Here is a 17163-nt window from a genome sequence, read left to right as displayed (position 1 = left end):
GCCGGAGGCCGGACGAGGACTGGCCACGGCGGGCGCCCGCTCGCCCGTACGACGGACCGACGGTGGGTCGGGGAAAGCTGGGTGACGGCGTGAGTGTGGTGTCCGCGCGGGCGGCGACCGGGACCGGAGCCGAACCGGACGGCGGCGGGGTCGGCGAGGTCGCCCCGCTCGCGCCCCGGGCCCGGCTGCTGCCTGCGCTGGGAGCCGTCTACCGCGCCCAGCTCTCCCGGGCCCGGGTCGCCCGGATACCGCTGCTGTTCGTGGCCACCTTCCAGTCCGTCGGGATCATGGTCCTGCTGCGCGGGGTGGTCAGCGGCGGCGACCCGGCCTGGTCGGTGGTCGCCGGCTCCGCGGTGCTGGTCGTCGCCTTCGTCGCGCTGAACCTGCTGGCCCAGTACTTCGGTCAGCTGCGGGCCGGCGGCGGCCTCGACCACTACGCGACGCTGCCGGTGCCGCCGGCCGCCGTGGTGCTCGGCGCGGCCGCCGCGTACGCGTCCTTCACGGTGCCGGGGACGGTGGTCACCGCGGTCGTCGGCTGCCTGCTCTTCCAGCTGCCGATGGCCCACCTGTGGGTGCTGGTCGCCGTGGTCCCGCTTGCCGGCGCGGCGCTGTCCGGGCTGGGCGCGGCCCTCGGGCTGCTCGCCCCGCGCCAGGAACTCGCCACCCTCGGCGGCCAGTTGGGCATGTCGGCGGCGCTGCTGCTGGGAGTGCTGCCGGCCGGGCGGATGCCCGAGCCGATCGGCTGGGCCCGCGATCTGCTGCCCTCCACCTACGGGGTGGAGGCGCTGGCACGGACCTTCGCCCCGCATCCCGACTGGTTGGCGGTCGCCGGCGACCTGGGCATCTGCGCGGCCGTCGGGGTGCTCTCGCTGGCCCTGGCGACGTGGGCGTACCGCCGGGCGGCGGTTCGGTGAGCGCGGCCGCCGACCCTCATAGGGGCCTTGGGTGTCCTGCTGCCGGAACCACGGCGTCGGCCTGGCACGATGACGGGGTGACCGCAGCGCAGACGCCCCACGAGAACCAGCCGCCCCACGAGAACCAACCGCCCGACGAGCCGCACCGGCAGCAGGACGCCCCCGCCCAGGAGCCCGCTGCCGCCGCCGACCCCGCAGCCGGCCCCGAACTCGCCCGCGAGCTGCGGGAGGGCGTGCTGATCGCGCTCGCGGTCGCGGTGAGCGGGGTGCTGCTGGGCGTGCTGTGGGCCTGGCTGGCGCCGCGCGTCCCGCTGATCGCGGACACCCGCAACGTCTACCTCAAGAACACCGAGGGCGAGGAGGCGATCGGCGCCGACGGCACCTTCGTCCTGCTCGCGTTCGGCTTCGGCGTGCTCAGCGCGGCCGTGGTCTTCCTCTTCCGGCGCCGCGGCGGCATTCCGCTGGTGGTGTCGCTGGCCGTGGGCGGGCTGCTGGCCGCCGTGCTGGGCTGGCTGACCGGCATGTGGCTGGGCCCCACCCCGGACGTGGTCGCGCACGCCAAGCAGGTCGGCGCCGGGGTCGTCTTCGACGGCCCGCTGCGGCTCCAGGCCAAGGGCGCCCTGCTGGCCTGGCCGATCGCGGGCATGCTCACCCAGATCGCGCTGAGCGGGCTGTTCGGGCCGCGCGACCCGGAACCGGACGGGCTGATGGTGCCGGACTGGTCCGGGCACCACCAGCAGCCGCCGACGGCCGACTGACCGCTCCGCCGGCCGCCCCTCAGGACGGCCGGCGACCGTGGTTGGCCCGCCCCTTCCGGACGCGCCACTTCCGCTTACGGGTCCTCTTCGACATGGCGTACCTCCTCCCCGGTAGTAGCCGAGGGCGGGGTGCGGCAGGAAGCCCCGGTGCGGCGCGGCCGGCGGCAACCGGGGGCGCGCGGCGGCGCCGGCGGGGCGCTCAGCCCCGCGCGATCGGTGCCAGTCGGGCGCCCGTCAGCGCGACCAGGTCGTCGGGGGCGAGCTCGACCTCCAGCCCGCGCCGGCCCGCCGAGACGCACACCGTCGGCCGGCCCTGCGCCGAGGCGTCCAGTACCGTCCGCAGCCGCTTGCGCTGCCCCAGCGGCGAGATCCCGCCCAGCACATAGCCGGTGCTGCGCTCGGCCGCCGCCGGATCGGCCATCGCGGCCCGCTTGCCGCCCACCGCGGCGGCCAGCGCCTTCAGGTCCAGCGAGCCGGAGACCGGCACCACGGCCACCGTGAGGGTGCCGTCGACGTCCGCCAGCAGCGTCTTGAACACCTGGTCGGGGGAGACCCCGAGCGCCTCCGCGGCCTCCTCGCCGTACGAGGCCGCCGCCGGGTCGTGCTCGTAGGCGTGCACCGTGAACGGGACGCCGGCCGCGGTCAGCGCCACCGTCGCCGGCGTGCCGCCGGTCTGCGGGCCGGCCTTCTTCCCCTGCTTCGCCTTCTTCGCCACGGTGCCCTCGCCTCGTTCGCCCGCGGAGCCGGCGGCCTCGGGACCGGAGACCCGCGAGCCGGTGTGTCAGTTGGGACTGGTCGGCTGCCGGGTCAGCTCCACGGCCGGCAGCGACGGGAGCTTACCGATCACCGCCGCCTCCTGGCGAAGCAGTTTCAGCTCCTGCCGCAGCCGGTCCGCGGTGTCCGGCGCCGCCAGCAGCTCCTGCTTGGCCGGCACACCCAGCACCGCCGCGGCGGCGACCAGGTACGACAGCACCGCCGGGTCGGCGGGCAGGTCCTGGCCGCTGGCGAGGGTCCGCTCGTTCGCCCAGGCCAGCCGCTTCTGATAGGTGCGGAAGGCACGCACCACGCCGGAGGCCAGCGCGCCCGCGCCCTCCCCGTGGTCCTCCTCCAGCGGCTCCAGCTCAGCGGTCAGATACGGCCCGGAGGCGTCCACCGACAGCAGCCGGAAGCGGGTGGTGCCGGTGGCCAGGACCTCGTAGCCGCCGCCCGACTTCTCCTGGATGGTGGCCGCGTCCGCGACGCAGCCGACGGCGTGGAAGGCCCGGACCGGATCGTCGCCGAAGCCCGCGGCCGGGCCGGTGGCGGTCGGCGCGGTGGCGTCCGGCAGCCCCGGCGCGGTGAACGCCACCTCGCGGCCGTCCCGGATGGCGACCACCGCGAACCGGCGGTCGTCCTCGGGCCGCTCCAGCAGATGGCGCATCATCGCCCGGTAGCGCGCCTCGAAGACGTTCAGCGGCAGCACCAGACCCGGGAACAGCACCGAGTTGAGCGGGAACAGCGGCAGACGCAGGGAGGACACAGCCCGTAAGCCTAGAGCCTGTGCCTGGGTGCGCCATCACCCGCACCCGGCTCGGGCCCGTCCACCGGGTCCCGCCGGGCGCTCCCGCCCCCGCGAAACCGGCCCTACTGCCGCCGCAGCAACCGGGACGCGCCGGTCGCGACCGTCGTCGCCAACACCCACCCGGCCATGATCATCACCGCCGCCACCCACTGGGCGGCGCCGCCCGGTTTCCACGCGCCGCCCTGATAGAGGTCGATCACCGGCAGCAGCAGGTCCAGGGAGTACAGGTAGGGGTTCCACGGCGGCGCCTCGTCGTGCTTGAGGGGCGGCGGCGGGTTCGAGGCGAAGTACGCGGTGCCGATCGCCCACAGGATCGCCATCCACACCGTGGCCCGCCCCGGGCGGTAGCCGTAGGCCACCGTCCAGTCCTGGAGGAAGCCCCACGCCTTCGCCGCCAGCGGCAGCGTCTCGCGCCGTCGCCGCTGCTTGGCCAGCAGCACCTCCCGGGCGTCCGCGTCCTCGCCCATCGCGCGCAGCGAGGCGGCCAGCATCTCGTACGGTTCGGGTGCGTACTCCGGCGTCGCCGCGGCCACCCACTGGAGCCGCAGCGCCAGCGGGAAGTGGCCGCGCGGGATCAGCGTCTCGTAGGAGAAGCCGGCCATCATCAGCCCGCCCAGCCCGGGCCAGCTCGCCGATTTGTCGACGAGGTTGACGACCCGGGCGCCGGAGAGGATCACCCGGCCGCGCTGCGGGCGCTCGCCGAGGAACCGCAGCTCCGGCGTCTGGATGCGGCGCAGCGACAGCTCCTGGTCGGACTCCATGATGAACCGGGCGTGCTCCAGGTCCACCGCGTCCCCGAACCGTCCGTCGTCCAGCCGCACCCCGCCCTCGCACTCGAAGCGCTGCATCCGGGTGCCGCGGGCGGGGGTGTGGGTGATCCCGTACGGGGGTGTGGCACCGCTGGAGAACGGGGAGTTGGCCAGGCCCGCGGCGGTGAGGTAGAGGGTCCGCTCGACGGTCAGCTGGGGGGCGTTCAGCGCCCGGCGGCCGAACGGATTGCTCAGATGGCTGCCGCGCAGGCTCAGCGACACCCCGACGGTGGCGCCGCGCAGCGACAGCTCGCCGTAGGACTCCAGCATCTCCGCCTGGAGGTCCTGGGCGACGGTCATCCCGTCCGCCATGATCGAGCGGCCCTGCCGGTCCTTGTGGACCACCACCTGATTGAGCATCAGATCGGTGCCGATGTGCGCGTCGGTCAGCCGGATCCCGGAGTGCACCACACAGCGCGGCAGGTGCAGATCGCCCTCGGTGTGCAGCCGGGCCGCCTCCAGCCGGGGTATCGCGCAGTTCACCATCCGCAGGGTGGTGAAGCGGCTCTCCGGCAGCAGCACCTCGGCCTCGAAACGGCAGTCCCGCAGCTCCACGAATGGCTTGATCGTGCCGCCCGCAAGGTCGAGAGTGTCCGTGATGTACGCACCGGTGAGCTTCAGCCCGGGCACCCGGCCCGGTTGCGCCGGTGGCCCGTCGAGCAGCAGCAGCGCCACCACCCGGGCCCGGACCCGGCGCTCCGGGCCCCACAGGTGCTGCCCGTGCGGGTCGTCCCGGGACGGCTCGCCGCTGCTGAGGTTGCAGGTGCTGCCGTTGCGGAACGCCTGCCACATGCTCCACTCCGCGGACGTCAGTCGCAGGTCGGCGGGCGCGTCGCCGTCCCTGGCTCCGGTCACTGTGGCTCCCCCTCGCTCTCGCGGTGCCTGCCGGCAGGCCGCCTGTGGTGGTCGATCGCTGGTCGTCCGGTGGTCGCCGTGCGGTGCTGCGGTGCGGCGGTCGCCCACTCCGGGGCGTCCGGCGGCCGGGGCCCGCGCCCCGGACGGTCGGCATCCGGTCGCGATACCTGTTCGGGCGTGTCCCGGCGGGCGCTCCGGTGCCCGCCCCGGGAGCCTCCCGGTACGCCCGCACCGACCCCTTGCCCGCCCGGTGACCGGTTGAACACGCGTGGTCAGGGCCAACTCCGGTCAACTTCTCGGACCGGTCCGTAGGCGGTCCGGCCCGCGTGTCACTGCGTATCACTGAGTGATACGGCCGCTCGGGGGCATCGGCGGGTCTGAGACACTGGGGGAGTGATCTCCCGAATCGATCTGCGTGGCGCCGCCCTCCCCGAGGGTGCCGCCCTGCGCGACCTGCTGCCCCGTGCCGAGTTCGACGTGGAAGCCGCCCTGGAGCAGGTGCGGCCGATCTGCGAGGACGTACGCCATCGCGGCACCGCGGCGCTGATCGACTACGCGCGGCGGTTCGACGGTGTCGAGATCGAGCGGGTCCGGGTCCCGGTCGAGGCCCTCACCGAGGCCCTCGACGCGCTGGACCCGAAGGTCCGTGCCGCCCTGGAGGAGTCCATCCGGCGCGCCCGGATCGTCCACCGCGAGCAGCGGCGCACCGACGTCACCACCAAGGTGGTGCCCGGCGGCACGGTCACCGAGCGCTGGGTCCCGGTCGAGCGGGTCGGCCTCTACGTCCCCGGCGGCCGGTCGGTCTACCCCTCCTCCGTCGTCATGAACGTCGTCCCCGCCCAGGAGGCCGGCGTCGGTTCGCTGGCCGTCGCCTCCCCGCCGCAGGCCGACTTCGCAGGGCTGCCGCACCCCACGATCCTGGCTGCCTGCGCCCTGCTCGGCGTCGACGAGGTCTACGCCGCGGGCGGCGCCCAGGCCGTCGCGATGTTCGCGTACGGCACCGACGAGTGCGCCCCGGTCGCCCTCGTCACCGGCCCCGGCAACATCTACGTCGCCGCCGCCAAGCGCCTCCTCAAGGGCCGGATCGGCATCGACTCCGAGGCCGGGCCCACCGAGATCGCGGTCCTCGCCGACCGCACCGCCGACCCGGTCCACGTCGCCGCCGACCTGATCAGCCAGGCCGAGCACGACCCGATGGCCGCCGCGGTCCTGGTCACCGACTCCGAGGAGCTGGCCGACCGCACCGAGAAGGAGCTGGCCCCGCAGATCGAGGCCACCAAGCACGTCGAGGACCGCATCGTGCCGGCGCTGTCCGGCCGGCAGTCCGCGATCGTCCTGGTGGACGGCCTCGACGAGGGCCTGAAGGTGGTGGACGCCTACGGCGCCGAGCACCTGGAGATCCAGACCGCCGACGCCGCCGCGGTCGCCGCCCGGGTCCGCAACGCCGGCGCGATCTTCGTCGGCCCGCACGCCCCGGTCTCCCTCGGCGACTACTGCGCCGGCTCCAACCACGTCCTGCCCACCGGCGGTTGCGCCTGCCACTCCTCGGGCCTGTCCGTCCAGTCGTTCCTGCGCGGCATCCACGTCGTGGACTACTCGCGGGAGGCGCTGGCCGAGGTCGCCCACCATGTGGTGACCCTCGCCGAGGCCGAGGACCTCCCGGCCCACGGCGCGGCGATCAAGGCGAGGTTCGACTGGACGGTCCCCCAGAGCAAGTGAGCAGGCACGTGACCAAGAACTCCCCGGTGTCCCGTATGGACGAGCTCCCCGTCCGGGACGAGCTGCGCGGCAAGTCCCCCTACGGCGCGCCGCAGCTGGACGTCCCGGTGCGCCTCAACACCAACGAGAACCCCTACCCGCTCCCCGAGCCGCTGGTGCGGCGGATCGCCGAGCGGGTGACCGAGGCCGCCCGCCACCTCAACCGCTACCCCGACCGGGACGCGATCGAGCTGCGCACCGCGCTGGCCGCCTACCTCACCCGCACCGCCGGCCACGCGGTCACCACCGAGCAGGTGTGGGCCGCCAACGGCTCCAACGAGGTCATCCAGCAGCTGCTGCAGACCTTCGGCGGCCCCGGCCGCACCGCGCTCGGCTTCGAGCCGTCGTACTCCATGCACGCGCTGATCTCGCGCGGCACCGGCACCGGCTGGATCTCCGGCCCGCGCAACGACGACTTCACCATCGACGTGGAGGCGGCCCGGGCGGCCATCGCCGAGCACCGCCCCGACGTGGTCTTCGTCTGCTCGCCGAACAACCCCACCGGCACCGCCGTCGAGGCCGACACCGTCCTCGCGCTGTACGAGGCGGCGCAGGCCGCCCGGGCGGACACCGCGGGGGCGCTGGTGGTGGTCGACGAGGCGTACGTCGAGTTCAGCCACCACCCGTCGCTGCTGCGGCTGATCGAGGGCCGGCCGAACCTGGTGCTCTCCCGGACGATGTCCAAGGCGTTCGGCGCCGCCGGGCTCCGGCTGGGCTACCTCGCCGCCGACCCGGCCGTGGTCGACGCCGTCCAGCTGGTCCGGCTGCCGTACCACCTCTCGTCCGTCACCCAGGCCACCGCGCTCGCCGCCCTGGAGCACACCGATACGCTCCTGGGGTACGTCGCGCAGCTCAAGGGCGAGCGGGACCGCCTGGTCGCCGAACTGCGCGCGCTCGACTGCCAGGTCGTCGCGTCGGACGCCAACTTCGTCCAGTTCGGCCTCTTCGACGACGCGCACGCCGTCTGGCAGGCCATCCTCGACCACGGCGTGCTGGTCCGCGACAACGGCGTACCGGGCTGGCTGCGGGTCACCGCCGGCACCCCGGCCGAGAACGACGCGTTCCTGGAAGCGGTGCGCGCGGTGCTCAAAGAACGCAGCCTGAAGGAGAACAAGCGATGAGCGGGGATACCGCCCGCGTGGGGCGCGTGGAGCGCACCACCAAGGAGACGACGGTGCTGGTCGAGATCGACCTCGACGGCACCGGCCAGGTCGATGTCTCGACCGGCGTCGGCTTCTACGACCACATGCTCGACCAGCTCGGCCGGCACGGCCTCTTCGACCTCAAGGTCAAGACCGACGGCGATCTGCACATCGACACCCACCACACCATCGAGGACACCGCCCTCGCGCTGGGCGCCGCCTTCAAGCAGGCGCTCGGCGACAAGGTCGGCATCTACCGCTTCGGCAACTGCACCGTCCCGCTGGACGAGTCGCTGGCCCAGGTCACCGTCGACCTCTCCGGTCGCCCCTACCTGGTGCACACCGAGCCGGAGAACATGGCGCCGATGATCGGCACCTACGACACCACGATGACCCGGCACATACTCGAGTCGTTCGTCGCCCAGGCCCAGATCGCGCTGCACGTCCACGTCCCGTACGGCCGCAACGCCCACCACATCGTGGAGTGCCAGTTCAAGGCGCTGGCCCGGGCCCTGCGCTACGCCAGCGAACGCGACCCGCGCGCGGCCGGCATTCTGCCCTCCACGAAGGGCGCCCTCTGATGAACGGCCTGTCCACCGTCTTCATCCTGGTGGGTCTCTTCCTCCTCGGTGGGGTCTACTCGTTCTGGAAGCAGAAGATCCCCAGGAGCGTGATCATCCTGATGGCCATCGCCTCGGCGATGTGCCTGGCGGCCGGTGTGCTGCGACTGGAGGTATGGAATTGAGCGCCGCGCAGCAGTCCCCCGGGCGGCAGTCCGCGGGGCAGCAGTCCTCGGGTAGGGCCGCCAAGAAGGTCGTCGTCTTCGACTACGGCTTCGGCAACGTCCGGTCCGCCGAGCGCGCCCTGGCACACGTCGGCGCGGACGTGGAGATCACCCGCGACTACGACACCGCGATGAACGCCGACGGGCTGCTGGTGCCCGGCGTCGGCGCGTTCGCCGCGTGCATGCGCGGGCTGAAGGAGGCCCGCGGCGACTGGGTCGTCGGCCGCCGGCTGTCCGGTGGCCGTCCGGTGATGGGCATCTGCGTCGGCATGCAGATCCTCTTCGGGCGCGGCATCGAGCACGGCGTGGAGACCGACGGCCTCGACGAGTGGCCCGGCACGGTCGGCCCGCTCAAGGCCGAGGTCGTCCCGCACATGGGCTGGAACACCGTCCGCCCCGCCGAGGGCTCGCGGCTGTTCGCGGGGATGCCCGCCGACGCCCGCTACTACTTCGTGCACTCCTACGCGGTCCACGACTGGGAGCTGGAGATCGGCAACGCCGCCCTCGCCGCCCCCAAGGTCACCTGGTCCACGCACGGCGAGCCGTTCGTGGCCGCGGTCGAGAACGGCCCGCTGTGGGCCACCCAGTTCCACCCCGAGAAGTCCGGCGACGCCGGTGCCCAGCTCCTCACCAACTGGATCGAAACGCTGTGAACGCTGCGAACAAGCTTGAACTGCTGCCCGCCGTCGACGTCCGCGACGGCCAGGCCGTCCGCCTGGTGCACGGCGAGTCCGGCTCGGAGACCTCCTACGGCGACCCGCTGCAGGCCGCGCTGGCCTGGCAGGCGGCCGGCGCCGAGTGGCTGCACCTGGTCGACCTGGACGCCGCCTTCGGCACCGGCGACAACCGCGCGCAGATCGCCCAGGTAGCCCGCTCCATGGACATCAAGGTCGAGCTGTCCGGCGGGATCCGCGACGACGACTCGCTGGCCGCCGCGCTGGCCACGGGCTGCACCCGGGTCAACATCGGCACCGCGGCGCTGGAGGACCCGGAGTGGGTCGCCAAGATCATCGCCGAGCACGGCGACAAGATCGCGGTGGGCCTGGACGTCCGCGGCACGACCCTGCGCGGCCGCGGCTGGACCCGCGACGGCGGCGACCTCTACGAGACGCTGGCCCGCCTGGACTCCGAGGGCTGCGCCCGCTACGTCGTCACCGACATCAACAAGGACGGCACGCTCCAGGGCCCCAACCTGGAGCTGCTGAAGAACGTCTGCGCGGCCACCGACCGCCCGGTCGTCGCCTCCGGCGGCGTCTCCTCCCTCGACGACCTGCGGGCGATCGCCGCGCTGGTGCCGGAGGGTGTCGAGGGCTCCATCGTCGGCAAGGCGCTCTACGCGAAGGCGTTCACCCTCGAAGAGGCACTGGCGGCCGTGTCGTAGACCGCGGGTGCCGCAACCGGCCACATGGGAGGCGGCGTGATGAGCATCGAGCGCGTACGGACCGACAGTCCCTGGGAAGAGACCATTGGCTTCGCGCGTGCGGTGGCGGCCGGCGACCGGGTCCTGGTCTCCGGCACCATGCCGCTGGTCGGCGGCGTCCTCCAGGGCGAGGGCGACCCCTACGTCCAGACCAAGGTCGCCTTCGGGAACGCGTTGGCGGCGCTCAAACCCTTCGGGGTGGGCGTCGCCGAGGTGCTGCGCACCCGGATGTACCTGACCCACCTGCGCGACGCGGACGCCGCCGCCCGCGCCCACCGCGAGCTGTTCGAAGCCGCGCCGCCCGCCACGACCGTGGTCGTGGTCTCCGGCTTCGTCGACTCCCGCGTCCTGGTGGAAGTAGAACTAGAAGCGTTCCGGGACCTGTCCCCGGAAACCGAGCGAGAGGGCTGAACGACATGACCCTGGCGGTCCGCGTCATTCCCTGCCTGGACGTCGACAACGGCCGCGTCGTCAAGGGCGTCAACTTCCAGAACCTGCGCGATGCCGGGGACCCGGTCGAGATGGCGAAGGTCTACGGCGAGGAGGGTGCCGACGAGCTGACCTTCCTCGACATCACCGCCTCCTCCGGCAACCGCGAGACGACCTACGACGTGGTCCGCCGCACCGCCGAGCAGGTCTTCATCCCGCTGACCGTCGGCGGTGGGGTGCGCACCGCGGAGGACGTCGACAAGCTGCTGCGGGCCGGCGCCGACAAGGTCGGGGTCAACACCGCGGCGATCGCCCGCCCGGAGCTGATCAAGGAGATCGCCGAGCGCTTCGGCAGCCAGGTGCTGGTGCTGTCCGTGGACGCCCGCCGTACCGCCGCCGGGACGTTCGAGGTCACCACGCACGGCGGCCGCCGCTCGGCCGGGATCGACGCCGTCGAGTGGGCGCACCGCGCCGCGGAGCTGGGCGCCGGGGAGATCCTGCTGAACTCCATGGACGCCGACGGCACCAAGGACGGCTACGACGTGGAGATGATCGAGGCGGTCCGCAGGCACGTGAGCGTCCCGGTGATCGCCTCCGGCGGCGCCGGCAAGCTCGCCGACTTCGCGCCCGCCGTGGCGGCCGGCGCCGACGCCGTGCTGGCCGCCTCCGTCTTCCACTTCGGCGACCTGCGCATCGGCCAGGTCAAGGACGCGCTGCGGGAGGCCGGCCACCCGGTGCGGTGACCGGCGCGCCCGGCGCCCGCCCACGGCACGCGACGGGCCCCCGCCGCGTCCTGCGGAGGGGGCCCGTCGCGTGCTCGGCGGTCGGTGGGCCGGCGGTGCGCTCAGCGGCCCTTGCGCGCCGCCCGGAGGAACTCCCGGTTCATCTTCGTGATGCTGAACAGCGGGATGCCCTTGGGGCAGGCGGTGGCGCACTCGCCGGCCAGGGTGCAGCCGCCGAAGCCCTCCTCGTCCATCTGGGCCACCATGTCCAGCACCCGGGACGCGCGCTCCGGCGCGCCCTGCGGCAGCACGTTGAGGTGGTTGACCTTCGCGGACGTGAAGAGCATCGCCGCGCCGTTGGGGCAGGCCGCGACGCAGGCGCCGCAGCCGATGCACTCGGCGTGCTCGAAGGCGAAGTCGGCGTCCGGCTTGGGCACCGGCGTGGCGTGCGCCTCGGGGGCGGCCCCGGTCGGCGCGGTGACGTAGCCGCCGGCCTGGATGATCCGGTCGAACGCCGAGCGGTCGACGACCAGGTCCTTCACGACCGGGAAGGCCGCGGCCCGCCACGGCTCGACGTCGATGGTGTCGCCGTCCTCGAAGGACCGCATGTGGAGCTGGCAGGTGGTGGTCCGCTCCGGGCCGTGCGCGTCGCCGTTGATGACGAGCGAGCAGGCCCCGCAGATGCCCTCCCGGCAGTCGTGGTCGAAGGCGACCGGGTCCTCACCGGTGAGGATGAGCTCCTCGTTGAGGGTGTCGAGCATCTCCAGGAAGGACATGTCGGGGGAGACGCCGTCCACCTCGTACGTGGACATGGCGCCGTCGGCGTCGGCGTTCTGCTGCCGCCAGACGCGCAGGGTGAGCTTCATGCGTAGCTCCGCTGGGTGGGGTGGACGTACTCGAAGACCAGGTCTTCCTTGTGCAGGGTGGGGGCCGCGCCGGTGCCGGTGAACTCCCAGGCGGCGGCGTAGGAGAACTCCTCGTCCCGGCGGGCGGCCTCGCCGTCGGGGGTCTGCGACTCCTCCCGGAAGTGGCCGCCGCAGGACTCGCGGCGGTGCAGTGCGTCGAGGCACATCAGCTCGGCGAGCTCCAGGTAGTCGACGATGCGGTTGGCCTTCTCCAGCGACTGGTTGAACTGCTCACCGGTGCCGGGCACCTTGATGCGCTGCCAGAACTCCTCGCGGATCTGCGGGATCCGGTCCAGCGCCTTGCGCAGGCCCTCGTCGGTGCGGGCCATCCCGCAGTACTCCCACATGAGTTCGCCGATCTCGCGGTGGAAGGAGTCCGGGGTGCGGTCGCCGTCGACGGCGAGCAGCAGGTTCAGCCGGTCCTCGGTCTCGGCCAGCACCTCCGTCACCACCGGGTGGTCGGCGGTGACGGTCTTCTGGTGCGGGTTGCGCGCCAGGTAGTCGTTGATGGTGGACGGCAGGACGAAGTAGCCGTCGGCCAGGCCCTGCATCAGGGCGCTGGCGCCCAGCCGGTTGGCGCCGTGGTCGGAGAAGTTGGCCTCGCCGATCGCGAACAGGCCCGGGACGGTGGTCTGGAGGTCGTAGTCGACCCACAGCCCGCCCATCGTGTAGTGCACGGCCGGGTAGATGCGCATCGGCACCCGGTACGGATCCTCGTCGGTGATCCGCTGGTACATCTCGAAGAGGTTGCCGTACTTGGCCTCGACGGCCTTGCGGCCCATGCGCGCGATCGCGTCGGCGAAGTCGAGGTAGACGCCCTGTCCGCCGGGGCCGACGCCGCGGCCCTCGTCGCAGACGTTCTTCGCGGCGCGGGAGGCGATGTCGCGGGGCACGAGGTTGCCGAAGGACGGGTAGATCCGCTCAAGGTAGTAGTCGCGCTCGTCCTCGGGGATCTCGTTCGCCGGGCGGGTGTCGCCCTTCGCCTTCGGGACCCAGATCCGGCCGTCGTTGCGCAGCGACTCGCTCATCAGCGTCAGCTTGGACTGGTGGTCACCGGTGCGCGGGATGCAGGTCGGGTGGATCTGCGTGAAGCAGGGGTTGGCGAAGTACGCGCCGCGCCGGTGCGCCCGCCAGACCGCCGTGGCGTTGGAGTTCATGGCGTTCGTCGACAGGTAGAAGACGTTGCCGTAGCCGCCGGAGGCCAGCACCACCGCGTCGGCGAAGTAGCTGGAGATCTTCCCGGTGATCAGGTCCCGCGCCACGATGCCGCGCGCCCGTCCGTCGACGACGATCAGGTCGAGCATCTCGGTGCGCGGGTGCATCTCGACGTTGCCCGCCGCGATCTGCCTGCTGAGTGCCTGGTAGGCGCCGAGCAGCAGCTGCTGTCCCGTCTGGCCGCGGGCGTAGAAGGTGCGGGAGACCTGGACGCCGCCGAAGGAGCGGGTGTCGAGGAGGCCGCCGTACTCGCGGGCGAAGGGGACGCCCTGGGCGACGCACTGGTCGATGATCTCGACGGAGACCTGGGCGAGCCGGTGCACGTTGGACTCGCGGGCGCGGAAGTCGCCGCCCTTGACGGTGTCGTAGAAGAGACGGTGGACGGAGTCGCCGTCGTTGCGGTAGTTCTTCGCCGCGTTGATGCCGCCCTGCGCGGCGATGGAGTGGGCCCGGCGCGGCGAGTCCTGGTAGCAGAACTGGACGACGTGGTAGCCCTGTTCGGCCAGGGTGGCGCCGGCCGAGCCGCCGGCCAGTCCGGTCCCGACGACGATGACGGTGTGCTTGCGGCGGTTGGCCGGGTTGACCAGCTTGGCCTCGAAGCGCCGGGTGTCCCAGCGCTCGGCTATCGGGCCGGCCGGGGCCGTGGTGTCGGCGACCGGCTCCCCGGTCGCGAAGTCGGAGTAGGTCATGGGTCAGCTCACCAATCCGGTCATGACGCCGACGGGGACGGCGATGAAGCCCGCGGTCAGCACCAGCGCGAGCAGGTTCGCCACGGTCTTCAGGAGGCGGTCGCGGCTCCGGCTGCCGGCGCCGAGGGTCTGCGCGGCGCTCCAGAAGCCGTGCCGGACGTGCAGGCCGAGAGCGAGCATCGCGACGAGGTAGATGACGTTGCCGTACCAGGTGGAGAAGGTGTCCACGACGTTCTGGTACGGGTGGCCCGGCTGGAAGCCGCCCGGGTGCACGGTGCCGGTGGTCAGGTCGAGGATGTGCCAGACGATGAACAGGCCGAGGATGATCCCGCCCCAGCGCATGGTGCGGGTGGCGTAGCTCGCCCGGGGCTTCTTGTGGACGTACCCGGTGGGGCGCGCCCTGATGTCGCGGCGGCTGAGCTGGTACGCGGAGACGGCGTGCGCGACCACGGCGACGACCAGCACGACGCGGACCAGCCACAGCGTCCACTCGTAGTGCATGAAGGGTTCGCCGACGGTGCGCAGCCAGTGCGCGTAGTGGTTGAACTCCCCGGGACCGAAGAAGATCTTGAGGTTGCCGATCACATGGGCGACCAGGTACAGCAGCATGATCACGCCGCTGACGGCCATGACCGTCTTCTTGCCGACGGAGCTGTCCCACAGGGTGCGCCCGCCCGGAGGCCGACCACCGCCCCTGCGCTGATGCGACGACGGCCGTCGGTCCGTCCGCGTTGCCAGTGCCATGACTCCGGACGCTAGGGCCGAACGACCCGATCGGTCCAAGACATGGTCCAGCTGATCTCCATAGGCTGTCCCTATCGCTGCTTTATATTCCTCTTATGCAGTTGCAGCAGCTCCGCTACTTCACGGCCGTGGCCGACACCCGCCACTTCACCCGCGCCGCCGAACGCGAACACGTCGCCCAGCCCTCGCTCTCCCAGCAGATCCGCGCCCTGGAACGGGAGTTGGGCGCCGAGCTGTTCCACCGCGCCCGCGGCCACATCACCCTCACCGACGCCGGCGAGACCCTGCTGCCGCTGGCCCGCCGGATCCTCGCCGACACCGAGACCGCCCGCCGCGAGGTCCAGGAGGTCGCCCAGCTGCGCCGCGGCCGGCTCCGCCTCGGCGCCCCGCCCAGCCTCTGCGCCAGCCTCGTCCCGGACGTGCTGAGCGCCTTCCACGCCACCTACCCGGGCGTCGACCTGATCGTCAGCGAGGACGGCTCCCAGGACCTCGTCCGGGCCCTGGCCGACGGCGAGCTGGACCTGGCGCTGATCATCACCCCGCTGCCCGGCCAGGCGCCGGCGCTGGCCACCGCGGAGCTGCTGCGCGAGGAACTGGTGGTGGTCTCCGCCCCGGGCCGCCCGGCACCGGTGGCCGGCCGGCGCACCCGGATCCGCGTCGAGGACCTCCGCGGCCGTCCGCTGGCGATGTTCCGCCGCGGCTACGACCTGCGGGAATTCACCACCGCCGCGTGCCGCGCGGCCGGCTTCGAACCGACCTTCACCGTCGAGGGCGGCGAGATGGACGCCGTCCTCGGCTTCGTCCGGGCCGGGCTCGGCATCGCCGTCGTGCCCAGCATGGTCGCCGAGCGCTCCGGGCTGCGCGTCACCCCGTTCGCCACCCCCGGCATGCACCGGGTGGTCTCGGTCGCGCACCGCGGCGACGTCTCACCGCCGCGCGCCGCCCGCGAACTGGACCGCATCCTGCGCGCACACCTGGCGGACGGCACGCCCTGAGGGGCGCGCTCGCGCAGCCGGCGCCTCAGGGCACACCCCAGGTCAGGGGCCGGCGCACCCCGAGATCAGACCCCCAGCTGCGCCGCCCGCAGCTTCGCCACCGCGTCCTCGTCCCCGTCCAGCTCCACCTTCGCCGCGTCCAGCCGGCCGAAGGCGAACAGCGTCAGCTCGCCCGGCTCACCGGTGACCGTCACCACCGGGGTGCCCCGGTGCGCCACCGCGGTCTGCCCGTCCGGCCGCCGCAGCACCACCCCCACCGGCGCCTTCCGGCCCAGAACCCGGGCCGCCCGCTCCAGCCGCACCCACAGCGCGTCCGCGAAGACCGGGTCCAGCTCGCGCGGCGACCAGTCCGGCTGGGCCCGCCGCACGTCCTCGGCGTGGACGTAGAACTCCACGGTGTTGGACGCCTCGTCGACCTGCTTGAGTGCGAACGGGGACATCTTCGGCGGACCGGTCCTGATGAGCTGGAGCAGCTCCTCGTACGGCTTCGCCGCGAACTCGGCCTGCACCCGCGCGAGCCGCGCCGCCAGCGGCTTGACCACGATCCCCGCGGACGCGTCGGCGCGCCGCTCGCGCACCACCACGTGCGCGGCCAGATCCCGCGTCGTCCAGCCCTCGCACAGCGTCGGCGCCTCGGGGCCCGCGCTCTCCAACAAGTCGGCCAGAAGGAGCCGTTCACGCTTCGCATGGGTCGACATACGGCCAGCCTACGACTGCCCCGCCCGGCCTGCCACGGCGCACACCCCCCTCACCACCGGGCGGGGCCCCACCGCGCCGTGCGGCCACCGTCACCCCCGCAGCACCAGCACCCCCACCACCACCGCGGCCACCAGCGCCGCCGCGAACACCGCCACCATCACCCGCAGCGCCACCTTCGCCACCCGGTCCGGGTCCGGCGGCCGTGGCGCGGCGGGGCGCGCGGCACCGCCCGGCCCGGCGCCGGAGGTCTCCCCGGAGCCGGGAGCGCGCGGAGCCGTGCCTGCGTCCGGGGGCGGCTGCTGTTCCATTCCAGCAGGATGCCGCACGGCACAATGGACCCATGACCAGCAGCCGCGCCACCACCCCCGATCCCACCACCCCCGGTCTGGACCCCGCCGTCGCCGCCCGCCTCAAGCGCGGCGCCGACGGCCTGTTCCCGGCCATCGCCCAGCAGTACGACACCGGCGAGGTGCTGATGCTCGGCTGGATGGACGACGAGGCGCTGCACCGCACCCTCACCACCGGCCGCTGCACCTACTGGTCCCGCAGCCGCCAGGAGTACTGGGTCAAGGGCGACACCTCCGGGCACGCCCAGTACGTCAAGTCCGTCGCCCTGGACTGCGACGCCGACACCGTCCTGGTCAAGGTCGACCAGGTCGGCGCCGCCTGCCACACCGGCGCCCGCACCTGCTTCGACGAGGACGTGCTGGCCGCCGCGACCCCCGCCGGCGCCTCCTCTCCCACCCACCCTTCCCAGTAAGCTC

The 17163-nt window shown here is 73.1% G+C and carries 21 protein-coding genes; 12 read left to right on the top strand and 9 right to left on the bottom strand.

Annotation, left to right across the window (positions count from 1 at the left end; translation table 11 throughout):
- Positions 1 to 95: 95 nt before the first annotated feature.
- Positions 96 to 914, top strand: a complete 819-nt coding sequence (locus tag JNO44_RS13730; protein ID WP_420882746.1) for an ABC transporter permease — start codon at positions 96 to 98, stop codon at positions 912 to 914.
- A gap of 77 nt (positions 915 to 991) precedes the next feature.
- Positions 992 to 1672 carry an ABC transporter permease gene (locus tag JNO44_RS13725; protein WP_205364306.1) on the top strand — a complete coding sequence of 227 codons (681 nt, stop codon included), beginning with the start codon at positions 992 to 994 and terminating at the stop codon, positions 1670 to 1672.
- A gap of 19 nt (positions 1673 to 1691) precedes the next feature.
- On the opposite strand, the gene JNO44_RS45465 is transcribed toward JNO44_RS13725, so the two are convergent.
- The 4 genes from JNO44_RS45465 to JNO44_RS13710 form a co-directional block, all read right to left on the bottom strand.
- Positions 1692 to 1766 (bottom strand): hypothetical protein, encoded by a 75-nt coding sequence (locus tag JNO44_RS45465; protein WP_466868946.1) that lies wholly within the window; start codon positions 1764 to 1766, stop codon positions 1692 to 1694.
- Between the two features lie 105 nt (positions 1767 to 1871).
- A complete protein-coding gene (gene ybaK, locus JNO44_RS13720; RefSeq protein WP_205364305.1) occupies positions 1872 to 2387 on the bottom strand; it encodes a Cys-tRNA(Pro) deacylase in 516 nt (171 codons plus the stop codon).
- 66 nt (positions 2388 to 2453) lie between these two features.
- Positions 2454 to 3191: an LON peptidase substrate-binding domain-containing protein gene (locus tag JNO44_RS13715; protein WP_205364303.1), complete on the bottom strand. Its 738-nt coding sequence runs from the start codon at positions 3189 to 3191 to the stop codon at positions 2454 to 2456.
- Positions 3192 to 3295: 104 nt separating this feature from the next.
- On the bottom strand, positions 3296 to 4897 hold the full coding sequence (locus JNO44_RS13710; protein ID WP_205364301.1) for an oxidoreductase: 1602 nt from the start codon (positions 4895 to 4897) through the stop codon (positions 3296 to 3298).
- Between the two features lie 393 nt (positions 4898 to 5290).
- On the opposite strand from JNO44_RS13710, the gene hisD reads away from it, so the two are divergent.
- Genes hisD through hisF form a run of 8 tightly spaced genes read left to right on the top strand, consistent with a single transcriptional unit; the run spans position 5291 to position 11173 of the window.
- Positions 5291 to 6616, top strand: a complete 1326-nt coding sequence (gene hisD / locus JNO44_RS13705) for a histidinol dehydrogenase (RefSeq protein ID WP_073445098.1) — start codon at positions 5291 to 5293, stop codon at positions 6614 to 6616.
- A gap of 35 nt (positions 6617 to 6651) precedes the next feature.
- Positions 6652 to 7776 (top strand): histidinol-phosphate transaminase, encoded by a 1125-nt coding sequence (locus JNO44_RS13700; RefSeq protein WP_205369777.1) that lies wholly within the window; start codon positions 6652 to 6654, stop codon positions 7774 to 7776.
- Positions 7773 to 8378: an imidazoleglycerol-phosphate dehydratase HisB gene (gene hisB / locus JNO44_RS13695; protein ID WP_205364299.1), complete on the top strand. Its 606-nt coding sequence runs from the start codon at positions 7773 to 7775 to the stop codon at positions 8376 to 8378. The genes JNO44_RS13700 and hisB overlap by 4 nt, the downstream gene beginning before the upstream one ends.
- Positions 8378 to 8542: a hypothetical protein gene (locus tag JNO44_RS13690; RefSeq protein WP_039637423.1), complete on the top strand. Its 165-nt coding sequence runs from the start codon at positions 8378 to 8380 to the stop codon at positions 8540 to 8542. The genes hisB and JNO44_RS13690 overlap by 1 nt, the downstream gene beginning before the upstream one ends.
- The gene (gene hisH / locus JNO44_RS13685) at positions 8533 to 9234 is read left to right on the top strand and encodes an imidazole glycerol phosphate synthase subunit HisH (protein ID WP_235093079.1); all 702 of its coding nucleotides are present in this window, start codon (positions 8533 to 8535) and stop codon (positions 9232 to 9234) included. Before JNO44_RS13690 ends, hisH begins: the two co-directional genes overlap by 10 nt.
- On the top strand, positions 9231 to 9962 hold the full coding sequence (priA, locus tag JNO44_RS13680) for a bifunctional 1-(5-phosphoribosyl)-5-((5-phosphoribosylamino)methylideneamino)imidazole-4-carboxamide isomerase/phosphoribosylanthranilate isomerase PriA (RefSeq protein ID WP_039637427.1): 732 nt from the start codon (positions 9231 to 9233) through the stop codon (positions 9960 to 9962). The genes hisH and priA overlap by 4 nt, the downstream gene beginning before the upstream one ends.
- A 39-nt stretch (positions 9963 to 10001) precedes the next feature.
- A complete protein-coding gene (locus JNO44_RS13675; protein WP_073445094.1) occupies positions 10002 to 10412 on the top strand; it encodes a Rid family hydrolase in 411 nt (136 codons plus the stop codon).
- A gap of 5 nt (positions 10413 to 10417) precedes the next feature.
- A complete protein-coding gene (hisF, locus tag JNO44_RS13670) occupies positions 10418 to 11173 on the top strand; it encodes an imidazole glycerol phosphate synthase subunit HisF (RefSeq protein WP_039637431.1) in 756 nt (251 codons plus the stop codon).
- 101 nt (positions 11174 to 11274) lie between these two features.
- Here the strand turns inward: hisF and JNO44_RS13665 are convergent, their stop codons facing one another.
- Genes JNO44_RS13665 through JNO44_RS13655 form a run of 3 tightly spaced genes read right to left on the bottom strand, consistent with a single transcriptional unit; the run spans position 11275 to position 14705 of the window.
- Positions 11275 to 12018, bottom strand: a complete 744-nt coding sequence (locus JNO44_RS13665) for a succinate dehydrogenase/fumarate reductase iron-sulfur subunit (protein ID WP_039637432.1) — start codon at positions 12016 to 12018, stop codon at positions 11275 to 11277.
- Complete coding sequence (locus tag JNO44_RS13660; protein WP_205364296.1) at positions 12015 to 13961, bottom strand: fumarate reductase/succinate dehydrogenase flavoprotein subunit; 1947 nt, start codon at positions 13959 to 13961, stop codon at positions 12015 to 12017. Before JNO44_RS13660 ends, JNO44_RS13665 begins: the two co-directional genes overlap by 4 nt.
- Before the next feature lie 3 nt (positions 13962 to 13964).
- A complete protein-coding gene (locus tag JNO44_RS13655; protein ID WP_073445092.1) occupies positions 13965 to 14705 on the bottom strand; it encodes a succinate dehydrogenase in 741 nt (246 codons plus the stop codon).
- 95 nt (positions 14706 to 14800) lie between these two features.
- Here JNO44_RS13655 and JNO44_RS13650 point away from each other — a divergent pair, with 95 nt between their 5' ends.
- Complete coding sequence (locus JNO44_RS13650; protein ID WP_073445091.1) at positions 14801 to 15700, top strand: LysR family transcriptional regulator; 900 nt, start codon at positions 14801 to 14803, stop codon at positions 15698 to 15700.
- 65 nt (positions 15701 to 15765) lie between these two features.
- On the opposite strand, the gene JNO44_RS13645 is transcribed toward JNO44_RS13650, so the two are convergent.
- Both JNO44_RS13645 and JNO44_RS13640 read right to left on the bottom strand, forming a co-directional pair.
- On the bottom strand, positions 15766 to 16398 hold the full coding sequence (locus JNO44_RS13645; protein ID WP_039637439.1) for a TIGR03085 family metal-binding protein: 633 nt from the start codon (positions 16396 to 16398) through the stop codon (positions 15766 to 15768).
- A gap of 90 nt (positions 16399 to 16488) precedes the next feature.
- On the bottom strand, positions 16489 to 16707 hold the full coding sequence (locus tag JNO44_RS13640) for a hypothetical protein (protein ID WP_205364295.1): 219 nt from the start codon (positions 16705 to 16707) through the stop codon (positions 16489 to 16491).
- A 32-nt stretch (positions 16708 to 16739) separates the two neighbouring features.
- Between JNO44_RS13640 and hisI the strand changes: the two genes are divergently transcribed.
- On the top strand, positions 16740 to 17159 hold the full coding sequence (gene hisI / locus JNO44_RS13635) for a phosphoribosyl-AMP cyclohydrolase (RefSeq protein ID WP_205364293.1): 420 nt from the start codon (positions 16740 to 16742) through the stop codon (positions 17157 to 17159).
- The last annotated feature ends 4 nt before the right edge of the window (positions 17160 to 17163 follow it).

Source organism: Streptomyces noursei (assembly GCF_016917755.1).
In the GTDB taxonomy this organism is placed as follows: Bacteria; Actinomycetota; Actinomycetes; order Streptomycetales; family Streptomycetaceae; genus Streptomyces; species Streptomyces yunnanensis.
This window is presented reverse-complemented; position numbering and strand designations above follow the sequence as displayed.

Coding starts and splice junctions, on each gene's coding strand:
- JNO44_RS13700 (WP_205369777.1), top strand. CDS start 6,652: ATGGACGAGCTCCCCGTCCGGGACGAGCTGCGCGGCAAGTCCCCCTAC.
- hisB (WP_205364299.1), top strand. CDS start 7,773: ATGAGCGGGGATACCGCCCGCGTGGGGCGCGTGGAGCGCACCACCAAG.
- JNO44_RS13690 (WP_039637423.1), top strand. CDS start 8,378: ATGAACGGCCTGTCCACCGTCTTCATCCTGGTGGGTCTCTTCCTCCTC.
- hisH (WP_235093079.1), top strand. CDS start 8,533: ATGGAATTGAGCGCCGCGCAGCAGTCCCCCGGGCGGCAGTCCGCGGGG.
- JNO44_RS13675 (WP_073445094.1), top strand. CDS start 10,002: ATGAGCATCGAGCGCGTACGGACCGACAGTCCCTGGGAAGAGACCATT.
- hisF (WP_039637431.1), top strand. CDS start 10,418: ATGACCCTGGCGGTCCGCGTCATTCCCTGCCTGGACGTCGACAACGGC.
- JNO44_RS13665 (WP_039637432.1), bottom strand. CDS start 12,018: ATGAAGCTCACCCTGCGCGTCTGGCGGCAGCAGAACGCCGACGCCGAC.
- JNO44_RS13660 (WP_205364296.1), bottom strand. CDS start 13,961: ATGACCTACTCCGACTTCGCGACCGGGGAGCCGGTCGCCGACACCACG.
- JNO44_RS13655 (WP_073445092.1), bottom strand. CDS start 14,705: ATGGCACTGGCAACGCGGACGGACCGACGGCCGTCGTCGCATCAGCGC.
- JNO44_RS13650 (WP_073445091.1), top strand. CDS start 14,801: ATGCAGTTGCAGCAGCTCCGCTACTTCACGGCCGTGGCCGACACCCGC.
- JNO44_RS13645 (WP_039637439.1), bottom strand. CDS start 16,398: ATGTCGACCCATGCGAAGCGTGAACGGCTCCTTCTGGCCGACTTGTTG.
- JNO44_RS13640 (WP_205364295.1), bottom strand. CDS start 16,707: ATGGAACAGCAGCCGCCCCCGGACGCAGGCACGGCTCCGCGCGCTCCC.
- hisI (WP_205364293.1), top strand. CDS start 16,740: ATGACCAGCAGCCGCGCCACCACCCCCGATCCCACCACCCCCGGTCTG.